The organism is Mycobacterium sp. DL99, from assembly GCF_004762045.1.
Taxonomy (GTDB): domain Bacteria; phylum Actinomycetota; class Actinomycetes; order Mycobacteriales; family Mycobacteriaceae; genus Mycobacterium.
The window spans coordinates 5,466,422-5,487,064 of record NZ_SJOM01000007.1 but is presented as its reverse complement, the minus strand read 5'-3'; the positions used below and the strand labels follow the sequence as shown (position 1 = coordinate 5,487,064).

General features: G+C 66.8%; 22 protein-coding genes. 8 read left to right on the top strand and 14 right to left on the bottom strand.

Annotated elements, in window-relative coordinates; genetic code table 11:
- Positions 1 to 23 precede the first annotated feature (23 nt).
- Positions 24 to 722: a demethylmenaquinone methyltransferase gene (locus EYZ64_RS26775; RefSeq protein WP_135458296.1), complete on the top strand. Its 699-nt coding sequence runs from the start codon at positions 24 to 26 to the stop codon at positions 720 to 722.
- Here EYZ64_RS26775 and EYZ64_RS26770 read toward each other — a convergent pair.
- Positions 711 to 1,013: a hypothetical protein gene (locus EYZ64_RS26770; protein ID WP_135458294.1), complete on the bottom strand. Its 303-nt coding sequence runs from the start codon at positions 1,011 to 1,013 to the stop codon at positions 711 to 713. The two genes, EYZ64_RS26775 and EYZ64_RS26770, sit on opposite strands and share 12 nt — an antisense overlap.
- Entirely contained in the window at positions 1,010 to 1,588 is a 579-nt protein-coding gene (locus EYZ64_RS26765; protein WP_135458292.1) for a hypothetical protein, read from the bottom strand. The genes EYZ64_RS26770 and EYZ64_RS26765 overlap by 4 nt, the downstream gene beginning before the upstream one ends.
- 230 nt (positions 1,589 to 1,818) lie before the next feature.
- Between EYZ64_RS26765 and EYZ64_RS26760 the strand changes: the two genes are divergently transcribed.
- Entirely contained in the window at positions 1,819 to 2,508 is a 690-nt protein-coding gene (locus EYZ64_RS26760) for a hypothetical protein (protein WP_135458290.1), read from the top strand.
- A 16-nt stretch (positions 2,509 to 2,524) separates the two neighbouring features.
- Here EYZ64_RS26760 and EYZ64_RS26755 read toward each other — a convergent pair whose 3' ends face one another.
- From EYZ64_RS26755 to EYZ64_RS26705, 11 genes are read right to left on the bottom strand one after another with little or no spacing between them, the layout of a single operon-like run.
- Positions 2,525 to 3,196, bottom strand: coding sequence for an oxygenase MpaB family protein (locus tag EYZ64_RS26755; protein WP_135458288.1), 672 nt, complete (start codon positions 3,194 to 3,196; stop codon positions 2,525 to 2,527).
- 32 nt (positions 3,197 to 3,228) lie between these two features.
- Positions 3,229 to 4,134, bottom strand: coding sequence for an oxygenase MpaB family protein (locus tag EYZ64_RS26750; RefSeq protein WP_135458286.1), 906 nt, complete (start codon positions 4,132 to 4,134; stop codon positions 3,229 to 3,231).
- A 38-nt stretch (positions 4,135 to 4,172) separates the two neighbouring features.
- Positions 4,173 to 4,790 (bottom strand): Rv1363c family protein, encoded by a 618-nt coding sequence (locus EYZ64_RS26745; RefSeq protein ID WP_135458284.1) that lies wholly within the window; start codon positions 4,788 to 4,790, stop codon positions 4,173 to 4,175.
- Positions 4,787 to 6,010, bottom strand: coding sequence for an MlaD family protein (locus EYZ64_RS26740; protein ID WP_135458282.1), 1,224 nt, complete (start codon positions 6,008 to 6,010; stop codon positions 4,787 to 4,789). The genes EYZ64_RS26745 and EYZ64_RS26740 overlap by 4 nt, the downstream gene beginning before the upstream one ends.
- Positions 6,007 to 7,062 carry an MlaD family protein gene (locus EYZ64_RS26735; protein ID WP_135458280.1) on the bottom strand — a complete coding sequence of 352 codons (1,056 nt, stop codon included), beginning with the start codon at positions 7,060 to 7,062 and terminating at the stop codon, positions 6,007 to 6,009. Before EYZ64_RS26735 ends, EYZ64_RS26740 begins: the two co-directional genes overlap by 4 nt.
- Before the next feature lie 6 nt (positions 7,063 to 7,068).
- Entirely contained in the window at positions 7,069 to 8,181 is a 1,113-nt protein-coding gene (locus tag EYZ64_RS26730) for an MCE family protein (RefSeq protein ID WP_135458278.1), read from the bottom strand.
- A complete protein-coding gene (locus tag EYZ64_RS26725; protein WP_135458275.1) occupies positions 8,178 to 9,233 on the bottom strand; it encodes an MCE family protein in 1,056 nt (351 codons plus the stop codon). Before EYZ64_RS26725 ends, EYZ64_RS26730 begins: the two co-directional genes overlap by 4 nt.
- Positions 9,234 to 10,286, bottom strand: a complete 1,053-nt coding sequence (locus tag EYZ64_RS26720; protein WP_135458273.1) for an MlaD family protein — start codon at positions 10,284 to 10,286, stop codon at positions 9,234 to 9,236. It lies immediately after the preceding gene.
- Entirely contained in the window at positions 10,283 to 11,707 is a 1,425-nt protein-coding gene (locus EYZ64_RS26715; RefSeq protein ID WP_135458271.1) for an MCE family protein, read from the bottom strand. Before EYZ64_RS26715 ends, EYZ64_RS26720 begins: the two co-directional genes overlap by 4 nt.
- Positions 11,704 to 12,534 (bottom strand): MlaE family ABC transporter permease, encoded by an 831-nt coding sequence (locus EYZ64_RS26710; protein ID WP_044519180.1) that lies wholly within the window; start codon positions 12,532 to 12,534, stop codon positions 11,704 to 11,706. The genes EYZ64_RS26715 and EYZ64_RS26710 overlap by 4 nt, the downstream gene beginning before the upstream one ends.
- Before the next feature lie 23 nt (positions 12,535 to 12,557).
- The gene (locus EYZ64_RS26705; RefSeq protein ID WP_135458269.1) at positions 12,558 to 13,370 is read right to left on the bottom strand and encodes an MlaE family ABC transporter permease; all 813 of its coding nucleotides are present in this window, start codon (positions 13,368 to 13,370) and stop codon (positions 12,558 to 12,560) included.
- 314 nt (positions 13,371 to 13,684) lie between these two features.
- On the opposite strand from EYZ64_RS26705, the gene EYZ64_RS26700 reads away from it, so the two are divergent.
- The 4 genes from EYZ64_RS26700 (at position 13,685) to EYZ64_RS26685 (ending at position 17,415) form a co-directional block, all read left to right on the top strand.
- Positions 13,685 to 15,469, top strand: coding sequence for a hydroxysqualene dehydroxylase (locus tag EYZ64_RS26700; RefSeq protein WP_135458267.1), 1,785 nt, complete (start codon positions 13,685 to 13,687; stop codon positions 15,467 to 15,469).
- A 44-nt stretch (positions 15,470 to 15,513) separates the two neighbouring features.
- The gene (locus tag EYZ64_RS26695) at positions 15,514 to 16,455 is read left to right on the top strand and encodes a CobW family GTP-binding protein (protein WP_167857982.1); all 942 of its coding nucleotides are present in this window, start codon (positions 15,514 to 15,516) and stop codon (positions 16,453 to 16,455) included.
- Between the two features lie 61 nt (positions 16,456 to 16,516).
- A complete protein-coding gene (gene ppnP / locus EYZ64_RS26690; protein ID WP_135458265.1) occupies positions 16,517 to 16,798 on the top strand; it encodes a pyrimidine/purine nucleoside phosphorylase in 282 nt (93 codons plus the stop codon).
- A gap of 134 nt (positions 16,799 to 16,932) precedes the next feature.
- A complete protein-coding gene (locus tag EYZ64_RS26685) occupies positions 16,933 to 17,415 on the top strand; it encodes a TspO/MBR family protein (RefSeq protein WP_135458262.1) in 483 nt (160 codons plus the stop codon).
- A 6-nt stretch (positions 17,416 to 17,421) separates the two neighbouring features.
- On the opposite strand, the gene menJ is transcribed toward EYZ64_RS26685, so the two are convergent.
- Positions 17,422 to 18,642: a menaquinone reductase MenJ gene (gene menJ / locus EYZ64_RS26680; RefSeq protein ID WP_135458260.1), complete on the bottom strand. Its 1,221-nt coding sequence runs from the start codon at positions 18,640 to 18,642 to the stop codon at positions 17,422 to 17,424.
- 21 nt (positions 18,643 to 18,663) lie between these two features.
- On the opposite strand from menJ, the gene grcC1 reads away from it, so the two are divergent.
- Positions 18,664 to 19,671, top strand: coding sequence for a nonaprenyl/(2E,6E)-farnesyl/geranylgeranyl diphosphat synthase (grcC1, locus tag EYZ64_RS26675; RefSeq protein WP_167857981.1), 1,008 nt, complete (start codon positions 18,664 to 18,666; stop codon positions 19,669 to 19,671).
- A 74-nt stretch (positions 19,672 to 19,745) separates the two neighbouring features.
- Entirely contained in the window at positions 19,746 to 20,621 is an 876-nt protein-coding gene (gene htpX / locus EYZ64_RS26670; protein WP_135458258.1) for a zinc metalloprotease HtpX, read from the top strand.
- Positions 20,622 to 20,643: the final 22 nt, after the last annotated feature.

The following is a 20,643-nucleotide window of genomic DNA, read 5'->3' as shown; positions in this document are numbered from 1 at the left end:
GGACTACGGGTACCGTCGGCGGCGTGAGTCGCGCGAGCCTGGAGAAGAACCCCCACGAAGTGGCATCGATGTTCGATGCCGTGGCACGGCGCTACGACCTGACCAACACGGTGCTGTCACTCGGGCAGGACCGGTTCTGGCGTCGGCAGACGCATGCAGCGCTGGGCATCGGCCCCGGCGACAAGGTGTTGGACCTGGCCGCGGGGACCGCGGTGTCGACGGTCGAGTTGGCGACATCGGGTGCCTGGTGTGTGGCCGCGGACTTCTCGGTGGGCATGCTCGCCGCCGGGGCGTCACGCCCGGTGCCCAAGGTGGGCGCCGACGCCACCCGGTTGCCGTTCGCTGACGGGGTGTTCGACGCGGTCACCATCAGCTTCGGGTTGCGCAACGTGGTCGACCACGTGGCGGGCCTACGTGAGATGGCCCGGGTGACGCGGCCCGGTGGCCGGCTGGTGGTGTGTGAGTTCTCCACGCCGACCAACCGTGCGTTCGCCACGCTGTACAAGGAGTACCTGATGCAGGCGCTGCCGCGGATGGCCACCGCGGTGTCGAGCAACCCGGACGCCTATGTGTATCTGGCCGAGTCGATCCGGGCCTGGCCGGATCAGGATGAGCTGGCGCGGCGCATCGGCGAGGCCGGCTGGTCACAGGTCAAGTGGCGCAACCTGACCGGTGGCATCGTGGCGCTGCACGCGGCGACGAAACCGTCCTCAGGTCAATAATCGCCAGACGATCATGCCCAGAGGACCAAGTACAAGCGCGGACATCAGGGCCATCTGGAGGTAATCGCGCACCTTGAGCCGGGTCAGATCCTGCGCACCGCGCCGCAGCGGCACCCACCGCTTGCCGGTCGGGGTCTGCATCTGTGCCTGATATGCGGCAGCCCATTGCGACGCGGCCTGGAGTGCCTGGTTGCGTTCTGCGCCAGAATCGAGTTGCGCCTGGGCTTCCCACAGCCGAGCATTGCGCAGCGCCACCAGAGCGTCGGGTGTGGGGCGCGGTTGCTTGGTCATGTGGCCCCTCCGAACAGCCCGGTGACCGGGCCCTGTTGGAGCCGTTCCTCGAGGTATTGGAGGAACAGCACTGCCAACATCAACTCGGGCAGTGGGTAAGGCTTTGGTTGTGGGCTGTCGAGCAGATAGTCGGAGAACGACCGGTGGGTGCTCTTATAACCGGTGGAGTACATCACTTGGCCGTGGATACGGCCGATCCGGGTCCCGGTGCAGTCGAAGATCGGTATGGGTTTGTCCGTTCTGCTTTGGTGTATCTCGGTGGCGCCCAACCACTGCCGGTTCGCCTCCAATCCCAATGTGCCACCGTGGCATCGGGAGAACTGCGCAACCGGAGCGGTGCGGCGGAGGCGTCCCACGAGATGACCACTCGCGTCAGTGACCTGCATCGCCAGGTCCGGCCCAGCGTGGGACCGCTCGTCGAACCAGCTGAGGTACAGCAGAACTGCCCCATCGGGACGGAAGATGGCGAAGTGCCGTTCGCCCTGCATCACAGCGAGGGGTTGGATCAGGGCCAACTGTTGGTCGAAGACGTTCTCGAGCGAACAGCAGATGCTGCGATCTTTGGGATCGGTCACGGCGCGCAGGTAGAGCAGAGGTTCGCCGAACGGGAATCCAGCAACGGGCCGGGCGTGCGGAGGCAATTGTGCCTGCGAGGCCGGCGATGGTGCGCTTTCGATGACGGTCCCCCTGGTGTACGTCTACCTGGCGACGATGCTAGACCAGAGTTGCGAGTGTGAATCCGCTGCGAGTAATGGGTACGACCCTAGGATCGCGATGGATCGCTGTGGTGACGAGAGGACCTTGCGTGTACCCACCTGCCGGCGGCCCTCACCAGGGGCCGCAGCCTAACCCGCCGCACCACCACGGCTACCCGCAGCATCTGCCGCCCCGCTACCCGATCGAGCCGATGCCGCCACCGCCGTGGCAGGACCCGTCCATCGCGCCACCGCAGAAACCGAAGGGGCGTGCCAGGTACCTGCCGATCGTCGTATCCGCGCTTTTCGGTGCGCTCTTGGTCACGGTCGCCATGGTGATGCTCCGCGGGGACACTGGTGGCTATTTCGACAGCGGTGATCGGGTGACACCGACGGCTGACGGGCACATGGTGTTCGCCAAAGAGAAGCACCTCGACGGAAAGCCGCCGAGTTCGGTGCGCTGTACCGCGATCACCGATGCCGGCGAGGAGTTGACGCTGCCCGCGCCGGATGAGGTCAAAACCACATCCCGCGGTGCCCGGCCCACAATCAGGTATGTGTCGGTGGCCGAATTGCCCAACGACCGAGGCCCTTTGGCGGTGACCTGCATCAGAGTCGGGTCGGATTTCAGCCCCGAACTGGTGCTGGGCAAGCCGGAATCGTCCACCAGCGTGCTGGTCTTCTTCGCCGGGTATGGGGCGCTGATGGTAGTTCTGATCGGCGTGGTGATCGTCGCGAACCGCAGGTACATGAACCGCTACCCGGCGCCGCAGGGCGATGGACAGCAATGGCAGGTTTGAGCCCCGGCTGAGATTCTTACGACAGCATCCGGCTGGTCAGCACGAACCGCCGCAGGGACCGGCGATCGCGGGGGCTCACCGAAGTGCCGGTCAACTCGGCCGCCCGCGGATGTTGCATGGCCCGGATCGCCCGGCGCGGCACCGCCCGCGGCCACCAGTCCGTCGGCGCGAACATCTGCCGGCGGAACGGCTCGAAGTGCTCGCCCGCGGACAACCGGGTACTGCACTCGTCCTCGAAGTACTCACAGAACTCGGGCCAGCTTCCCGGCACCGGTCGGGTGGATATGCCGTAGCGGCGGTACCACGCGCAGCACTCCTGGTAGAGCTGCTCGTGCTCACGCTCATCCAGCTTCCGGATGAAGGTATTGACCATCACCACAAGGCTTTCCACGTAGGTGGCGTGCTGGAAGTGGAAGACGTCGGGGTTCAGCGCGTGGTACTTCTGCCCGGCCGGGTCGCGGCCCTTGACCTCTTCGTGCGCGAACCGGATGTACGGCCGCATGTCGACTCCGGCGAAGGCGATCCTGATCGCCTGAGTCACCGTGCGTTTGTGGTGCAACCAGACTCGCCGGTGCAGCAGTGCGTGCTGCGAGATCCCGGTGGCGATCGTCGGATGCAGGGACTGCAGGCAGACCGCCCTCGGCAGGACGAACAGGAACCGCCGGTCCCGGAGATACTGCGACAGCATCGTGTCCGGGACCGGTTGGATCGCCGCCCTGCTCAGATCAGGGCCTTCCTACGGCGGATCCGGCGGCGCAGATCCTTCAACAGCACCGCGTAGTTGCCGGTGCGCAAGGACTTCGGCAGGAAGCGGTTGACGAACGCCACGAACAGGAAGAGATGCTCGAAGCGGCGCCGGTCGGTTTCGGTCCACTCCAGTTCCATGGCGTCGCGGAACACCGGCGCCAGGAAGCCGATGGTCAAGAACCGCAACAGCGGTGCCAGCATCATCCGCATCGGCCAGTTGATCATCCGCAACTCCACCAGAACCATGAGGTAATCCCGTACGAACGGGGTCATCTCGACGCGTTCGCACGCGGTGTTCCAGTACGCGTCGAAGTCGGTCCTGGTGGCCGGCCACATCTCCTCGAGCACCTGCAGAGTGGTGCCGATCGTCATGGCGCTCTGGTAGAAACCTTCGGCCTGCTCCTCGGTCATCTTGCCGTAGAGCAGCTGATGGGTGTCCTCGTAGAAGATGAAAAGGCATGCCGCCACCCACAACTGCAGTTCGCGGTTGAACGCGTTGTACTTGACCGGACTGTCCTCGGTGGAGCGAACCTGCCGGTGCGCGACGTTGACCGCCTCGCGATAGGCGTTCTTCTCCTCGTCGCTGCCGAGGATCGCGACGGTCAGGTACTGCGCGGTGGTGCGCAGCCGCTTCCACGGGTGATGCACCAAACTGCCTGATTCCACCCGGCTTTCGGAGACGCCGTAACCGACCTCTGGCCAGCTCATCTGCATGATGACGTTGGCCGCCGCCCCGGCCGCGGACCAGAAGTCCAGCGCGTCGGACAGGTCGACGTCCTTCTTCCTGATCCACCGCGGCACCCGCTGAGTGACGGTGATGCGGGTCTCGGCAGTGGTCAGCCGCGGCTCGGCGGCCAGATCCACGTATGTCGCTGGCATGGAACTCCTCTCAGGGACGAACTATGGCTAACAGTGGGTCACACGGTCTGCACGTCGTCGACGATCCAGCGGTCGCCGCTGCGTACGAGCTTGACCACCATCCGGTACTTCTGATTACTTCCCTGTGGCGCAGTCACATTGGTGACGTGTTGGTCGACGAACGCGACGACCGTCGCGGTGCCGCCGTCGAGCGAGTCGACGACGACGTGATCGGCCGTTGCGGTCGCGACGCCTTTGCTGGTCACCACGATGTCGCGAAGCGCCTTGACCATCTCGTCGTACTTGGCCGCGAACCCGGGGGTGGAGTTGGCCACGATGTGCTCACGGTTGGCGTCCATCTTCTGGTAGTCGAATGCGGCCATCGCCACCAGATAGTCACGCGACATCTGCACGGCCTCGGTGCGCAGCGATTCGTCCTGGCGGTGGTGGTACTCACTGATCGACAACACCACCATCGCGGTCGTGGCGGCCGCGGCCAGCAGCGCAACCAGGCCCGCCACTAGCCGGTGCTTGCGCCGGCCGGGCGCGGTGGTTTCGTCTACCTCCGCCTCTACGGCAGTCTCGGGTGCGTCGGCTTCGTCTGCTGTGTCTTCAGCGGGATCCTCCAACGTCAGCACCGATTCAATGCGCTGGTCGCCATCATCGGAATTGCTCACTGCGGGCCACCTTTCAGGATGCTGCGCCACTTGTAGGCCAGCTGGGCCAGGGTCGGGATCTGCACTGGGTCGTTGACCACTTCGGGTCCGATCGGATACCCCGGGGTCTGTGAGTTCTGCAGGCCGAGATCGTTGGGTCGGGGTGCGTTGACCGCACCCCGCATCAGCATGTCGGGTGCGGGTGGGCAGTACATCACCAGGTTGGGCTCTTTCGCGCTGACATCGCCGATGGCCCGGCGGTCGACGTCGTAATTGCACACCGGCCCCTGGGTGGCGATCAACGAGAAATCGGCACGGGTCTGGCCGGTGGCGTCGACCTTCACGATGGAGGTCAGATCCTGCAGGCCTTTGGGGATCGTCGACAGGCCGGTCTGCAGTGAGTCGGTGCGGTCCCCGATGATCGGGGTGACGGTGGCCAGGTTGGCCAAGGTGGCGCCGAACGTGCCCTGATAGGTGTCCAGAACCCGCTGCAGGGACTTCAGCGCAGCCGGTGAGCGGTCGGTCAGGTACAGGAAGGCCGGGCCGCTGCCGTCGAGCTGATTGGCCAGACGGGCGCTGGCGCCCATGCCGCGGACGAAGGGATCGCCCTGGCCGGCCATGGTGGTGACCAGCTCGGCGGTGCCGTCGATCAGAGGCTGCAGCTGGCCGGTCTGGTTGCGGATGCGGGTGGACATGTCCGACGCGTTGTCGATCAGCATGGCGAGATCGGGGCCCAGCCCGTCGAAAGCATTCGACAGTTCGGTGCCGACCGATTGAACCGCCTGGGTGTCAATGCCTTTCACCAGTTGCGCGGTGTCGCCCATGATGCGGTCCATCTGGATGGGTTGCCGGTCGGCCGGTGCGGCGATGGTGTCGCCCGAGGCCAGGTACGGCCCGGCGTCGGACTGCGGCATGATGTCGACGCTCTGAATACCCGCGGCCGTGCCCATCCCGACGGTCAGGATCGCGTCGCGCGGGATCCGGGTGTCCGGGTCGATCGCCAGCCGCACCATCGCAGTCCCGTCGGGGGCCAGCCACACATCGTCGACGGTGCCGACCTGCACGCCGCGTACGGTGACGCTGGTTCCCGCGGTCAGGCCGAACGCGTCGGTCATCGTCGCGGTCAGGGTCATCGGTGTCCGGAAGCCCTGGGGCCCGGCCACATAGCGGATTCCGAACGGGATGACGATCACGGCGATCACCGCGAAGATCGCCAGCTGAACCACTACCAGGCGTCTCAATTCAGACCTCCCGACAAGAACCCCTCCAGGGCCACGTCCCCGGTGATGGGGGTGCCGTTGACGATCAACCCTCCGGTGAGCAGTTTGTCGATGGTGCCCGGAATGTCCAGGGCGCCATCGAACATCAGGTAGTCGCCGTGGACGGAGTTGCCGAACTTCTCCAGGAAGGTGTTCATCGCGGTGAGCATCCCGCCGAGCCGGTCGTTGAAGGTGCCCATCATGCCGACGACGGTGCCCGCGTCGGTCACCATCGCGTTCAGGTCGGTCGACGACAGCGCACTGTTGGCCGTGGCGGCCAGCGCGGTGGTCGAGGAGAACAGGGTCTGCAGCTTGGCGCGCTGCACGTCGAGCATCGCGACCACCTTGGGTACGGCGTCGAGGTATCCCGCCACGGTTTTCTGCTCGCGGCCGAACTGCCCGGTGATGTTGGCGGCCAGGCTCATCGCCTGATCGAACTCGCCCTGGTGCTCAGAAGCCTTGTCGGCCAGCAGCGACATCGAGTCGATCAGCCCGCGCACCTTGTCGGCCCGGCCTCCGAACGCCTTGTCCAGTTCGGTGACGATGGTGGCGAGCTGGTCGACACCGCTGCGGGACAACAGCGCCCCGAAGGTGGCCAGCGCACTTTCGATCTGCGGCCCGAGCTCGGTGTGGCTGGGCGGGATCACGTCGCCGTCGCGCAGCGCACGCTGGGGTGCGAGCTGTGCGCTGCTGAGCCGGACGAACGGATTGCCCAGGGCCGATGGGAGTTCCACGCTGGCGACGGTTCCGGAGTCGAGGCCGTCGGCGTCGGCCAGGCTGAGCTGCACCGAGGCTCCCGAGGCGGCCAGGCTCATTCCGCTGACCCGGCCCACCACCTTCTGCCCGTTGCGGACGTCGGCGCCGATGGTGATGCCGTCGGCGGTCGGCAGCACCACCGTGACGGCCATGGTGTCGGTGGGGGAGGTGCGGCCCAGGGGAAGGTCCTGAATTCCGATATCGCTCAACGCCCATACGCCTGCGGCGGCCACGACCACCGCGCAGCCGGTCGAGAGGCGAACCAGGGATCTAGACATGACCGTTCACCTCGGGTACTTCGGGTTCGGCGGCGGGGTGTTGCCGGTGACCGCGGTGACGATGCCCAGCGGGTCCGACCGGCTGATCGGGTAGGAGATCGGGTTGGTGATCCCGGCCCCCACGCACATGGGCAACATGTTGCGGTCGCAGAAGTTCTGCGCCGCGGCGAACTGGGTCAGCACCGTGGACACGTTGAGCCGGATCCGGCCGCGCCGGTCGGGGCCGACGGTGTTGGACAGGTTCTGCATCATCAGCGGTACCAGGTCCATGAATTCGGCCAGCTGGGGTTGATTGGCGGTCAGTACGTCGCCGACGGCGTTGAGGTTGGCCGCGATGGTGCCGAGGTCGTCGCCGTGCTGGGTGACGAAGGTGTCGACCTGATCGAGCACGACCTTGAGATCGGCCATGGGCTGGGCGATGTCGACGTTGGCGTCGGCCCAGCTTCCGCCGACCTGGCCGAGTTCGTCGACCATCTGGTTCAGCGACACCTGCCGCTGGTTGAACGCGGCCATCAGCGTGCTGAGGTTGTCCACCACCGCGCCGATGTCCTCGGCCCGGGCGCCGAGTACGCCGCTGGCGGCGCTGAGGTTGCGCATCGCGGAGTTGAACAGCTTGCCCTGGTCGCGCCACTGTTCGGCGCCTCGGGTCAGCACCGCACCGATGTCGCCCTGTTGCGGGCCGATCGCCGAGGTCAGCGTGCTCAGGCTGCCGAGCATGCTGTCGAAGGTGATCGGGGAGTGGCTGTGGTCGGCCCCGATCACATGCCCGTCGGTCAGGGTGGGCCCGGTTCCGCTGTAGGCCGGGCCGAGTTCGACACTGCGGTCACTGATCAGCGCCGGGCTCACCACATAGGCGTCCGGTTCGGCGGGCAGCATGACGTCGTCGGGAAGGGTCATGGTGACCCGCACCGTGGTGCCCTGCGGCGTCACCGCGGTGACCCGTCCCACCGGCACCCCGAGCACGGTGACCTTGCTGCCCGGGTAGATGCCGTTGATGTAGCCGAAGTCGGCATGCACGGTCCGGGACCGGTCGGTGCGGCCGAACACGTACCAGCCGCCGGCGGCCAGACACAGGACCACGACGAGTACGAAAGCGATGCTCCGGTTTTTACGAGTCATCGGCACTCCCGCTGAACGTTGAGGAAGCACAACAGGTTGTCGGGCATCACCACGGACGGTGAGTTGACGTCGGCCCAGTTGCCGTTGCCGGTGGCGTTGGTGACGGCCCGGATTGCCGGGGGCATCTTCTGCAGGGTCTGGTCGATCCTGTCCACGTTGGCCTTCAAGTTTCCGGTGACCGCGGTGAGGCCGGCGATCAGACTGCTGAAATCGGCCTGCTTCTCGGTGTAGATCGCGGCCAGGTGCCGCATGATCGCGGTCAGGTTGTGAACGATGTCGGTCAGTGCCTGGCGCCGCGCAGCCAGTGAGGACACGATGTACTGCGCGTTGGCCGCGGTGTCGGCCAGTGAATCCGTCTGGTGGGACAGCATTTCGGTCATCGACCGGCTGATCCGCAGGATCTCGTCGATCTTGTCGCCGTTGTCGGCGAACGCCGAACTGGCCGCGCTGATCCCGGCCAGCGCCTTGCCGAGCTCGGTGCTGTTGCCCGGCATCGTCTCGGCCAGGGTGCTCATCATCGCCGTCAACGGCTGCTGGTCGATGTGCTCGGCGGTGTCGGCGGCCTTACGGCCCACCTCGTCGAGGCTGTAGGGAACGGTGGTGCGCGACAACGGGATGACGTTGGAGTCCAACCCGTTGATGGTCCCGGCGGGCATCACGTCGAGGAACCGCTTGCCCAGCACCGTCCGCAGTCGCACCGTGACGGTGGTGCGGTTGCCCAGCGCTTGAGCCTTGTCCAGCCGGAAACCGACGCGGACGCGGTCGCCGGCCAGGGCCACGTCCTCCACCCGCCCGGCCGGGACCCCGGCGACATACACCGGATCGCCGCCGGACAGTCCGCTCGCATTGGCCAGCTCGGCGACATACGCGTTGGTCCGTATGTGGTAGACGGCGCGGGGGATCCCGATCGAGACGACCATGATGGCGACCAGGGTGATCGTGCCGATCATGCCCAGCGCCAAGGGGATTGACGGGTTGTGCTTGCGCTGATCTTTGACGAAGAGGAAGATCACCGCGCCGACGAAGAGGTCGATCAGTTTGACGAGGAACATCTACAAACACACCTCGGAATGTCTGCTGCCGAAGATGTTGGCTTCGTGGCTGCGAATCTTGAGGGTGAAGTTGCACAGGTACAGGCTGACGAACCCGCCGTAGCTGGAAGTCCGGTTGATCGCATCGCCGAACTCCGGGAGCCGGGCCAGCAGCGTGGTGAACTGCTCGGTGTTGGGCTGCCAGGTCTGCAGCATGGAATTGAGATTGGTGATGGTGTCTCCATAGGCGGCGCTGGAGTTGTTCACCGTGTTGGCCAGAGTGGCCAGCACGGCGTTGCCCTGGTCGATGAGCATCTCGAACTGCCGGTCGCCGGAGGTCACCGCGGCGCTGAGCCGGTTGAGCCCGGTGAGCAACTGTTCCAACTGCGGCTGACGGGTGTTCATGGTCCGCATGAGTGCCGACATGTTGTCGATCAGCTGGGTGAAAATCCCAGCGTTGTTGGTCAAACTCGATGTCATGGCTGCGATCTGGGTGAGCAGCGTCGTCAAGGTCTGGGTCTGGCCGCTGAAGGTCTCGACGAATCCGCGGGTGAGGGTGTTGACCTGCTCGGGGGCCAGCGCGTCGAACAGCGGCTTGAACCCGTTGAGCAATGCGGTCAGATCCACCGCCGGCGAGGTCTGGGCCAGGGGGATGACGCCGCCGGCGGCCAGCCTGGCCGGCGGTTCGTCGGTGGAGACGTCCATGATGGCGCCGCCCGGGTCGGACAGGGCCACGTAACGGGCACCGAGCATGTCGCCGTAGCGCACCGCCGCGGTGACGTTGCCGGTCAGGGTGAAGTCGGAGTTGACCTCGATGTCGACGTCAGCCCGGCTGGTGCCGTCGGCGTTGGGGGCGAACCGGATCGAATCCACCCGGCCGATCCGAATACCGTTCATGGTCACCGGGTTTCCGACGTTGAGGCCCTCGACGCTGGTGAACTGCGCCTGGTAGGTGACGGTGCTACCGCGCACCGGCACCGACAGGGTGTTGATCACCAGCACCGCGCTGAGCATCCCGGCCGTGCCGAAGGCGCCCAGCTTGGCCCACGACTGCCAACCACCGTTGCGGTTCATGAGACCTGTACTTCCGTGCCGCGCACGAGCGGGCCCAGCATGAGCACCGTGGCGATGTTGGGTTGGGTCGAGGGGGCACCGGTCGGGGGGATCAGTTGGTCCTGCAGGACCGCCAGGGCATGGGCCTGGCGGTCGGCGTCGACGACGGCTGACGCGGGTGCGGCCCCTGGAACCGCCTCGGCGGGAAGCGGTTCCGTGGGGATCGGCGCCGACTGCGGCAACCCGGGCCCCGGCGGCAGGAACGAATTCGTGGGCAGGTGCGGGGCCGGCGGGGTAAAAGGATTGACGGGTAGGTCGGCGGCCGGGCGGGCCAGCACGTCGGCCGGCTGATCCGGCACCTCGCCCGACGGTGCGGATTCGGCGCAGCGCGCGCCCTGGGTGTTCCCGTAGACCGGACAGTCCTGCAGCGAGTACGGCATCGGTCCGGCGAAGGTCGCCACGGCGGTGATGTTGAACTTGCCCGTCGCGAACACCTTGGCGCCGGCCTCACCGAACGACTGTGCGCCGGCCAGGGTGTCGACCAGACCCAGTGGCTGGGCGGCGGTGGTCGCCATGATCTTCCCGGCCGAATCGACCACGGTGATCAACTGCTCGCGGTGATCGGACATGAACGAGGTGAGCACTGAAGAGAACCGGGCGAAACCGTCGATGGCCGAGGCGAACTTCTTCTGGTCGTCGACCATCCGATTGGACACCGACGTCGCCGCCGACAGCGTCGAGATGATGTCGGGGGTCGCGGTGTTCAGCGAGGCCATCACATCCCGGAACTGCGGTGTGGTGTCGAGGAATCGCACCAGCGACGGCGTGAGGACCTGCGCGCTGGCGCTCAGGTTGTCGATCGTGGTGCCCAGCTCGGTGCCGCGGTTACGCAGCGACTGGCTGATCGCGGTGAGGGCGGTCTGCATGCGTTCGGGTTTGATCTGCGAGAACAGTTCGACGATCTTGGTGAACACGTCGTATAGCGCCATCGCGTCGGGGCTGTCATCGATCGCCACGGTGTCTCCCGGCTTCAGCCCGGTTGCCGACCGGTTGCCTTGCGGGTCAACGAGTTGCAGATAGATGTCGCCGAAGAAGGTGCGGGGCACGATCCGCGCGACCGCCGAGGACGGGATGATGCCCAGGCTGTCGGGTTCGATCGCCAGCCGGACCCGTGACGTGCGGGTGCCCGACTCGATGTCGGCGATGCGCCCGACGTTGACACCGTGGTAGCGGACCGGGGATCCGCCGGTGATCAGCCCGGCCGACACCGGCACCCCAACGAACACATCGGCGCTGCGTTCCAGATGTCCCGAGGCCCGGGCCACCAGCACGGATGCCACGGCCATCGCCACGGCGGCCGCGGCCAGCCCGCGCAGCGCCAGACGTGCCCGGCTGGGGTCGGTGCGCCTGCTTCGCTTCCTGGATCTGCCTGGCCCGTTCACATTCCCATCCCGGGGATCTCGGGGACCAGGCCCCACAGCGCGAAGGTCAGCAGCACGTCAAGGATTCCGACCGCGAGGATCGCGGTGCGCAGTGCCCGGCCCGCGGCCTGCCCCACCCCGGCGGGCCCGCCCGAGGCGAAGTAGCCGTAGGTGCAGTGCACCAGCGCCACCACGATCGCGAACACGATCGCCTTGATGCCGGAGTAGAGCAGGTCTCGCGGGCCCAGGGCCAGGTGGAAGAAGTAGTCGTAGGTGCCGGGGGAGGCGCCGTTGAAGATCACCACCACGGTGCGGGTGGACAGGTAGCTCGCCAGCAGTCCGATCATGTAGATCGGGATGACGCAGACCACCGAGGCCAGCACGCGGGTGCCGACCAGGTAGGGGATGGAGCGCAGCGCCATGGCGTCGAGTGCGTCGATCTCGTCAGAGATCCGCATGGCCCCGATCTGGGCGGTGAATCCCGTTCCGACCTTGGCGGCCAACGCGATTGCCACCACCACGGGCGCCAGTTCGCGGGTGTTGGCGATCGCGGCGAGCATGCCCGAGAGCGTGTTCATCCCGACCAGATCCAGGCCGCGCTGGGTCTCGACGCCCAGCATCATGGCCGCGGCCAGCGACATGGCGAACACGATGCCGATGGTTCCGCCGCCGGACAGCAGCGAGCTGGTGCCGAAGGTGACCTCGCCGATCTGTCCCAGGGTGTGCTTGCGGTAGCGGACCAGGGCGTACGGCAGGGACCCCAGGACCTTGGCGTAGAACGTGACGTGCTGGCCGGCGACGGCGAGTGCGTCGTACCCGGCGACGGCGGGCCGCGAAATCCGGTGCAGGGCAGCGCTGCTGGTGATCGCGGTCACCGGTAACTGCCCACGGCCGGAACCACCACGGTGTACAGCGCCGACATCGTGGTGTTGAGGATGAAGACCAGGGCGAAGGCCAGCACCACGGCCTCGTTCACCGCGTTGGCCACGCCGCCGGCCCCGCCCTTGGTGTGCAGGCCCTTGAAGGTGGCGACCAGGGTGGCGGTCAGCCCGAACACCGCCGACTTGATCAGTGCCATAACGAAATCCGACACCTGCCCGTACTGGCTGAAGGTGGCCAGGAACGTTCCGGCGGGCAGGTGCTGCACGCTGATGTGGTACAGGTAGCAGGCCATCACGCCGCCGAAGGTGACGATCGAGCACAGGGCCAGCGCAACGATGACGGCGGCGACCAGGCGGGGCGCGACGAGGCGCTCGATCACGTCCAGGCCCATGACCTCCATCGCGTCGATCTCCTCGCGGATGGTGCGTGATCCCAGGTCGGTGCAGATCGCCGAACCGGCCACGCCGGCCATCATCAACGCGCACACCAGGGCCGCGGCCTGGCCGACGATGATGAACGCCACCACTGCGCCCGAGTAGCCCCCGGCACCGATGCGCCCGGCCAGCTCACCGACCGACACCGCGATGAACACGCCGATGGGCATCATCAGCAGCAGGGCGGGACCGGTGCACACCCGCCCGATGAACAGGGTTTGGGTGACGACCTCGTCGAGCACCAGGCGCCGGCGGACCACCGCGGTGACGACGCTGACGAGCGCCTGCACCGAGAAGCCGAGCACGTAGCCGCCCTGGACCAGGACATCCCGTACGGGACCCTTGGACGCCGGTAGCTCGTAGGTCATCGAGTTCCTTCCGCGCTCGTCGTGGCATGCGCGGGGCCGGCCGGTGGCACCGGCTGTGCTGAGCACCGTTTCGACCCCCCGGTCGTCTGTGGAGCATGTCACATTTCATGACGTCGCCGCAACAATTAAGTGAATGGTCATTCTCGAGTTGACGCGCCCGTCTTGTGCGGTCTGTAGTGGTTCAATCCCGGCGGATGTGATCAAGCGATCACATCAATGCGGACCGCATCCAGGTCGGCGTGTCGGGCCTGTTCGTTGGAGAATCGCCGTTAACTTAGCGCGCACAGGGGTTGCCGAACTGAGGTGGTGTCGGTATGTCGGGTGGGGTTGGGGAGCGTCATATTTCGCGGCGGTCGTTTCTGGCCGGCACGGCCACGGCTGGGGTGGCCGCGGCCGCGCTGAGCAGGCCGGGAGCCGCGCGCGCGGCACCGGGATCGACGGTGGCGGTATTCGGTGCCGGGGTGGCCGGCCTGACCGCCGCGCACGAACTGGCCGAGCGCGGGTACCGCGTCACGGTGTTCGAACGGAAAGCGCTGGGCGGCAAGGCAAGGTCGATCCCGGCGCCGAGCGCGTCCGGCAGTCCGCTGCCGGCCGAACACGGCTTCCGGTTCTTCCCGGGCTTCTACCGCAACGTCACCGACACGATGCGGCGCATCCCGTTCACGGGCAACACCTTCGGAGTTTGGCAGAACCTGACCCGGGCCACGTCGTATCTGCACTCGGGGCTGGGGCGGGCGGATCTGACCATCCCGCTGCCGTTTCCGATCCCGACGCTGCCCAACCCGATCACCCCGAAGGCGTTCACCGAGTCGGTGGCCGCGGTGTTCCAGACGTTGTTCCGGCTGCCGCCCCTGGAGGCGGTGTACGCCGCTCAGAAGCTCGCGGTCTACGTCACCAGTTGCGACGAGCGCAAGCTCGGCCAGTGGGACAACATGACGTGGGAGAGATACATCGGAGCGGACCGGAAGAGCAAGGAGTACAACCGGTATCTGGCCGACGGCATCATCCGGAATCTTGCCGCCTCCAAATCCAAAGACGCCAGCGCACATTCGATCGGGTTGGTCGGTGAGGCCTCGGTGTGGTCGATCCTGTTGTTGGGCAACGATATCGACAACAAGGGATTCGACCGGGTCCTCAACGGGCCCACCAGCCTGCAGTGGATCGACCCCTGGGTGGCGCACCTGCAGTCGCTGGGAGTGACGTTCCGGCTCGGGCAGGCGCTGGCCCGGCTGACTCCCAACGGCCGCCACATCGCCTCGGCGACGGTGGTCGACGGCAACGGGGTGGCTCAACCGGTGGTGGCCGACTGGTACATCTCCGCCGTGCCGTGCGAGAAGCTGGCGGCGGTGTTGACCCCCGACGTGATCGCCGCCGATCCCAAGCTGGCCTCGGTGGCCGCGCTGCGCACCGAGTGGATGAACGGCCTGATGTTCTTCCTGCGGGAACGCGTCGACGTCACCAAGGGCCACGTCAACTACGTCGACTCCGGCTGGGGGCTCACGTCGATCAGCGAGGCACAGTTCTGGAAACGGCCGCTGACGTCGTACGGCGACGGGACCGTCAAAGACTGTCTGTCGGCGATCCTCTCGGACTGGAGCACCCCGGGCAATTTCAACGGGCTCAGCGCCCGGCAATGCACGCCACCGCAGATCGCGGCCGAGGCCTGGGCGCAGATCAAGGCCCACCTCAACGACACCGGCATAGTGCTCACCGACGCGATGCTGCACTCGTGGTTCCTCGACCCGGCGATCATCGACTCGGGCACGCCGAATGTGCGCAACGACGAACCGCTGTTCATTCAGGACCCTGGGTCGTGGGCGCGCCGGCCGGAAGCCACGACCGGGATCGACAACCTGTTCCTGGCCGGCGAGTGGATCAAGACCGACCAGAACGTCACGACGATGGAGGGCGCCAACGAAGGCGGTCGCTACGCCGCCAACGGGGTGCTGCTGGCGTCGGGCTATGCGGGCCCGAAGGTGAAGATCGTCGAGCTGTTCCAGGCGCCGTGGTGGGCCCCGTTCAAGGCCGCCGACAAGGCGCGGTACCGGGCCAAGCTGCCCAACGTGCTGGACATCGTCGATGCCCGCTGGCCGACCTGACCTGCTCAGATGAAAACCATTCCCAATAACCCTACGATGGCCCGGTGACGTCGACCGGATCCGTACCCGTGCTCGCGGTCGCCGGGCACCTGGGCGCAGGCAAGACCACACTGCTGAACCACCTGCTGCGCAACAGCCGTGGGGTCCGCATCGGTGCGCTGGTCAACGACTTCGGCGCGGTCAACATCGACGCCATGCTGGTGGCGGGGCAGGTCGATGCGATGGCGTCGCTGTCCAACGGGTGCATCTGCTGTGTGGTCGACGGCGAAGAAGTGGGCGAGATGCTGGGCAAGCTCGCCGCCGTCAAACCCCGGCTGGATCTGATCGTGGTGGAGGCCAGCGGTGTGGCCGAACCGGCCTCCCTGGCCCGCACCATCATCACGGTCGACGATCCCCGCTTCCACTACGCCGGGTTGGCCCTGGTCCTCGACGGACTGCAACCCGACCTGAGTCACGGGCTGCCGGTCGCCGATCTGGTGGTGCTCAACAAGGCGTCCTCGTGCACCGACGTCGAGGGATTGCTGGCGCGGATCCGCGAGCTCAGTCCTCGGGTTCCGGTGCTGCCCACCGACTTTGCCCGCATCGACCCCGAGATGCTGATCGAACCGCCGAAGCGGGCGCCGCAGGCCCAGCTGTCCTTCGACGAGCTGCTGCACGACCAGCATGACCACGACCATCCCGAGTATCAGAGTGTCGAGTTCCGCACCGATGCCGCGGTCAACCCACGCTTGTTCATGGAGTTTCTGCGGGATCGCCCCGTTGGGCTCTACCGCGCCAAAGGTTTCGTCGACTTCGGCGCCCAGAGCTTCCTGCTACAGCTGGTCGGCAGCTCGCTGCGCTTCGAGAAGCGGCGCTCGGGTGCCACCGAGTTGGTGCTGATCGGCACCGGGATGGACACGTCGGCAGTGCTGGCCGCACTCGAGCGGTGCGCTGGTGAGCCGGCCGACGAGAACGCGATGCTCGGGGTGCTCAAGTACGTGGTGTAGCTGGTGGCGGGTGCTTTTCGCCCGGGTATTCTGACCGCTCACCCGACTTCAAGGAGCCGCATTGTTCAAGGTCAACGAGTACTTCGGTGGCGACGTCGCATCGATCGGCTTCACGACGCCGGAGGGGCCCGCGACCGTGGGCGTCATGGCCGTCGGCGAGTACGAGTTCGGCACCACCCAGCTCGAGATCATGCGGGTGGTTTCCGGTGCGCTCACCGTCAAGCTGCCCGGCAGCGAGGATTGGGAGACCTTCGCGGCCGGCACTCAGTTCACCGTGCCCGCCGACAGCAAGTTCCAGCTGCGCGTCGAGACCGAGACCGCCTACCTGTGCGAGTACCGCTGACGTTAGGCCGTTCTGCTCAATCGTCACCGTTTTCTACGCCAGGGTTGTTCAAGGCGCGAATCACGACCCGGGTGTAGAAATCGGCGAGCAGCACGTGGGTGTGCGCGCCACCCGATCGGGGTAACCACATCGGCATGCGACCGATCACCCTGGCCAAGACGGCCACTGCGGCATTGACCACCGCACTCGTCGGCGGGCTGGCCAGCGGGCCTGCGCAGTCGAACTGGTACGAGTCCTTGCGCAAGCCGTCGTTTCAGCCTCCGCGACAAGCCTTTCCGATCGTCTGGCCGATCCTGTACGCCGGTATCGCGGTGGTGTCGGCCCGCACGATCGACCGGCTGCGCACCGACGGGCATCAGGATCAGGCCCGCGCCCACACGGTGGCATTGGCCGGCAACCTCGCCGTCAACGCCGCATGGTCATGGGTGTTCTTCTCCCGCCGCCAACTCGGCGCCGCGGCCGTCACCGCCGCCGTGCTGACCGGCAGCAGCGCCGACCTGACCCGCCGGGCGGTGCAGGCGCAGGGCGCGTCGGGCGCGGCGCTGGCGCCCTATCCGCTGTGGTGTGCCTTCGCGACGGCGCTGTCCGCCCGGATCTGGATGCTCAACCGCAATTGACCGCGATCAGCTGAACGGCTTGCGCTGATCGAGTCGGCGCGAGGCGAGCCCGGCCGTGCGCCACACTCGTGCGACCCAGTCGTCGTCCTCCTCGGTCACGAGGTTGCCCATCACCCGCACGGCGATGTTCATCAGGAACGACGAGCGGATCGCCAGCGGGCCGGAGGCCGGTAGGAACCGGGGCAGCGTGAGTAGCAGGGCCAGCCTTCGGGCGATCGAGAACCCCTGGGCGTAGTGGTCCTGCAGTAGTGCGGGCCAGGCGTGTGAATAGTCGCCGGACCCCAGCAGTTCGGCCGCCAGCCGGCCGGTTTCCAGCCCGTAGTCGATACCTTCGCCGTTGAGCGGGTTGACGCACGCCGCTGCATCGCCGACCAGCATCCAGTTGGGCCCGGCCACCCCGGACACCGCGCCGCCCATCGGCAACAGCGCCGACAATGCGGCCCGCGGCTCCCCGGTAAATCCCCATTCCTCGCGGCGCAGCTCGGTGTAGTACGACAGCAGCGACCGCAGCGCGGCGTGGGCGGGACGTTTGGCCGTCGCCAGGGCGCCCACGCCGATGTTCACCTCACCGTTGCCCAGCGGGAAGATCCAGCCGTAGCCGGGCAGCACCTGGCCCTCGGGGGAGCGCAGCTCCAGATGCGAGGTGATCCACGGCTCGTTGGCGCGCGGTGAGGCGATGTAGCCGCGGATCGCGGTGCCGTAGACGGTTTCCTTGTGCCAGGTGCGGCCCAGCACGCGGCCCAGGGTGGAGCGGGCCCCGTCGGCCACGATCAGGTGCGTGCAACCGATCGTGGCGCCGTCGTCGAGCTGTACGGATTCGACCCGCCCACGCGAGTCGTAATTCACTCCAACGACTTTGGCGCCCAGGCGCATCTTCGCACCGTCGTCGGCGGCGACCGAGCGGATCCGGTCGTCGAGCTCGGTGCGTGGGACCGCACTTCCGGTGGACGGGAACGACGGCCCGGGCCACGGGACTTCGACGTCGGCGCCGAATCCCGACAGCCGCAGGCCGTGGTGCCGGATCCGGGTGTCGAGCCACGGGCCCATGCCGAGCCGCTCCAGCTCGGCAACGGCCCGCGGCGTCAGCCCGTCGCCGCAGGACTTGTCCCGGGGGAACTGTGCCGCGTCGACCACCTGCACGTCGCGACCGGCGCGAGCCGCCCATGCGGCGGCCGCCGACCCGGCCGGTCCCGCGCCGACGACGACCACGTCTGCCTTGATATCCATTGCTCCCAGTATGTTGGACGAATGAGGACACCAGCGACTGTGGTGGCAGGCGTTGATTTCGGGGACGCGGCGTTCGCCGCCGACGTCCGGGACAGCGTCGCCAGGATCGAACAACTGATGTCTGATGAGCTCGGCAAAGCCGATGAGCTCATGGCCGAGGCAGTCCAGCACCTGTTCCAGGCCGGCGGAAAACGGTTCCGCCCGCTGTTCACCGTGCTCTCGGCGTCCCTGGGCCCCCGGCCCGACGATCCCGAGGTCGCGATCGCGGCTGCGGTGATCGAGCTGGTGCACCTGGCCACGCTGTATCACGACGACGTGATGGACGAGGCCCAGATGCGACGCGGGGCGCCCAGCGCAAACGCCCGCTGGGGTAACAACATCGCCATCCTGGCCGGCGACTACCTGTTCGCCACGGCCTCGCGGCTGGTTTCACTGCTCGGGCCCGACGCGGTGCGTGTGATTGCTGACACATTCGCGCAACTGGTGACCGGTCAGATGCGCGAGACCCGCGGCGCGGCCGAGCATGTCGACTCCGTGGACCACTACCTCAAAGTGGTCTACGAGAAGACCGCGTGCCTGATCGCCGCCTCGGGGCGGTTCGGCGCGACGTTCTCGGGGGCCGACGCCGACCAGATCGACCGGCTCCACCGGTTGGGCGGCATCGTGGGCACCGCCTTCCAGATCTCCGACGACATCATCGACATCGACAGCGATCCCGACGAATCGGGCAAGGTCCCGGGCACTGACCTGCGTGAGGGCGTGCACACCCTGCCGGTGCTCTACGCGCTGCGCGACTCGGGCCCGGACTCGGACCGGTTGCGTGAGTTGCTGGCCGGCCCGGTCGAGCGCGATGAGGACGTCGCCGAGGCGCTGACGCTGCTGCGGCGGTCGACCGGTATGGCACGCGCCAAGGAGACCGTGGCCGAGTACGCGGCGCAGGCTCGCGACGTGTTGGCAGACCTTCCGGCCGGGCCGGGGCGCGACGCGCTGGCCACTCTCGTGGACTACACGGTCAATCGTCACGGCTGATTCCGGAACCACGGGCGGTAACTGAGCGTTTAATCAGCGATGGTTGCCGAGTAGTTGCCTAGGAGGAAACTGCGATGACGTGGAACCCGCACGCGAACCGGATCAAGACATTCTTCCTGCTGGTCGGAATGTCGGCATTTATCGTGTTCGTCGGTTCGTTGTTCGGCCGCAACGTGATGTACCTGGCCGTGCTGTTCGCCGTCGGCATGAACGCCTACGTGTATTTCAACAGCGACAAGATGGCGCTGCGCGCCATGCACGCCCAGCCGATCACCGAGGTACAGGCGCCCGAGATCTACCGGATTGTGCGGGAGTTGGCCACCACGGCGCATCAGCCGATGCCGCGCCTGTACATCTCCGACACCGCGAACCCGAATGCGTTCGCCACCGGACGGAATCCGCGCAATGCCGCGGTGTGCTGTACCACCGGCATTCTGCAGCTCCTCAACGAGCGTGAACTACGTGCGGTTCTCGGCCATGAGCTTTCGCACGTCTACAACCGCGACATCCTGATCTCGTGTGTGGCGGGCGCGATGGCGTCGGTGATCACCGCCCTGGCCAACATGGCCATGTTCGCGGGAATGTTCGGCGGCAACCGTGAGGGCACCAATCCTCTTGCCATGCTTCTGGTTTCGCTGCTGGGTCCCATCGCGGCCACCGTGGTGAGGCTGGCGGTGTCGCGTTCGCGTGAGTATCAGGCCGATCAGTCCGGTGCCGAATTGACCGGTGACCCACTGGCATTGGCCTCGGCGCTGCGCAAGATCTCCGGTGGGGTCGAGGCGGCGCCGCTGCCCCCGCAGCCCCAGTTGGCCGACCAGGCGCATCTGATGATCGCCAGCCCGTTCCGGGCCGGCGAGCGCATCGGCAAGCTGTTCTCGACGCACCCGCCGATCGACGACCGGATCCGCCGCCTGGAGGACATGGCCGGCCGCGGCCCGGGCCACTACTGACCTCTCTGCTTTTGCCCCGCGA

Excerpts from the sequence above, each read along its gene's own strand:
- EYZ64_RS26705 (WP_135458269.1), bottom strand. The coding sequence starts at position 13,370 with ATGACCTACGAGCTACCGGCGTCCAAGGGTCCCGTACGGGATGTCCTG.
- EYZ64_RS26700 (WP_135458267.1), top strand. The coding sequence starts at position 13,685 with ATGTCGGGTGGGGTTGGGGAGCGTCATATTTCGCGGCGGTCGTTTCTG.
- grcC1 (WP_167857981.1), top strand. The coding sequence starts at position 18,664 with ATGAGGACACCAGCGACTGTGGTGGCAGGCGTTGATTTCGGGGACGCG.
- menJ (WP_135458260.1), bottom strand. The coding sequence starts at position 18,642 with ATGGATATCAAGGCAGACGTGGTCGTCGTCGGCGCGGGACCGGCCGGG.
- EYZ64_RS26755 (WP_135458288.1), bottom strand. The coding sequence starts at position 3,196 with ATGCTGTCGCAGTATCTCCGGGACCGGCGGTTCCTGTTCGTCCTGCCG.
- EYZ64_RS26730 (WP_135458278.1), bottom strand. The coding sequence starts at position 8,181 with ATGACTCGTAAAAACCGGAGCATCGCTTTCGTACTCGTCGTGGTCCTG.
- EYZ64_RS26750 (WP_135458286.1), bottom strand. The coding sequence starts at position 4,134 with ATGCCAGCGACATACGTGGATCTGGCCGCCGAGCCGCGGCTGACCACT.
- EYZ64_RS26725 (WP_135458275.1), bottom strand. The coding sequence starts at position 9,233 with ATGTTCCTCGTCAAACTGATCGACCTCTTCGTCGGCGCGGTGATCTTC.
- EYZ64_RS26770 (WP_135458294.1), bottom strand. The coding sequence starts at position 1,013 with ATGACCAAGCAACCGCGCCCCACACCCGACGCTCTGGTGGCGCTGCGC.
- EYZ64_RS26720 (WP_135458273.1), bottom strand. The coding sequence starts at position 10,286 with ATGAACCGCAACGGTGGTTGGCAGTCGTGGGCCAAGCTGGGCGCCTTC.
- EYZ64_RS26685 (WP_135458262.1), top strand. The coding sequence starts at position 16,933 with ATGCGACCGATCACCCTGGCCAAGACGGCCACTGCGGCATTGACCACC.
- htpX (WP_135458258.1), top strand. The coding sequence starts at position 19,746 with ATGACGTGGAACCCGCACGCGAACCGGATCAAGACATTCTTCCTGCTG.
- EYZ64_RS26735 (WP_135458280.1), bottom strand. The coding sequence starts at position 7,062 with ATGTCTAGATCCCTGGTTCGCCTCTCGACCGGCTGCGCGGTGGTCGTG.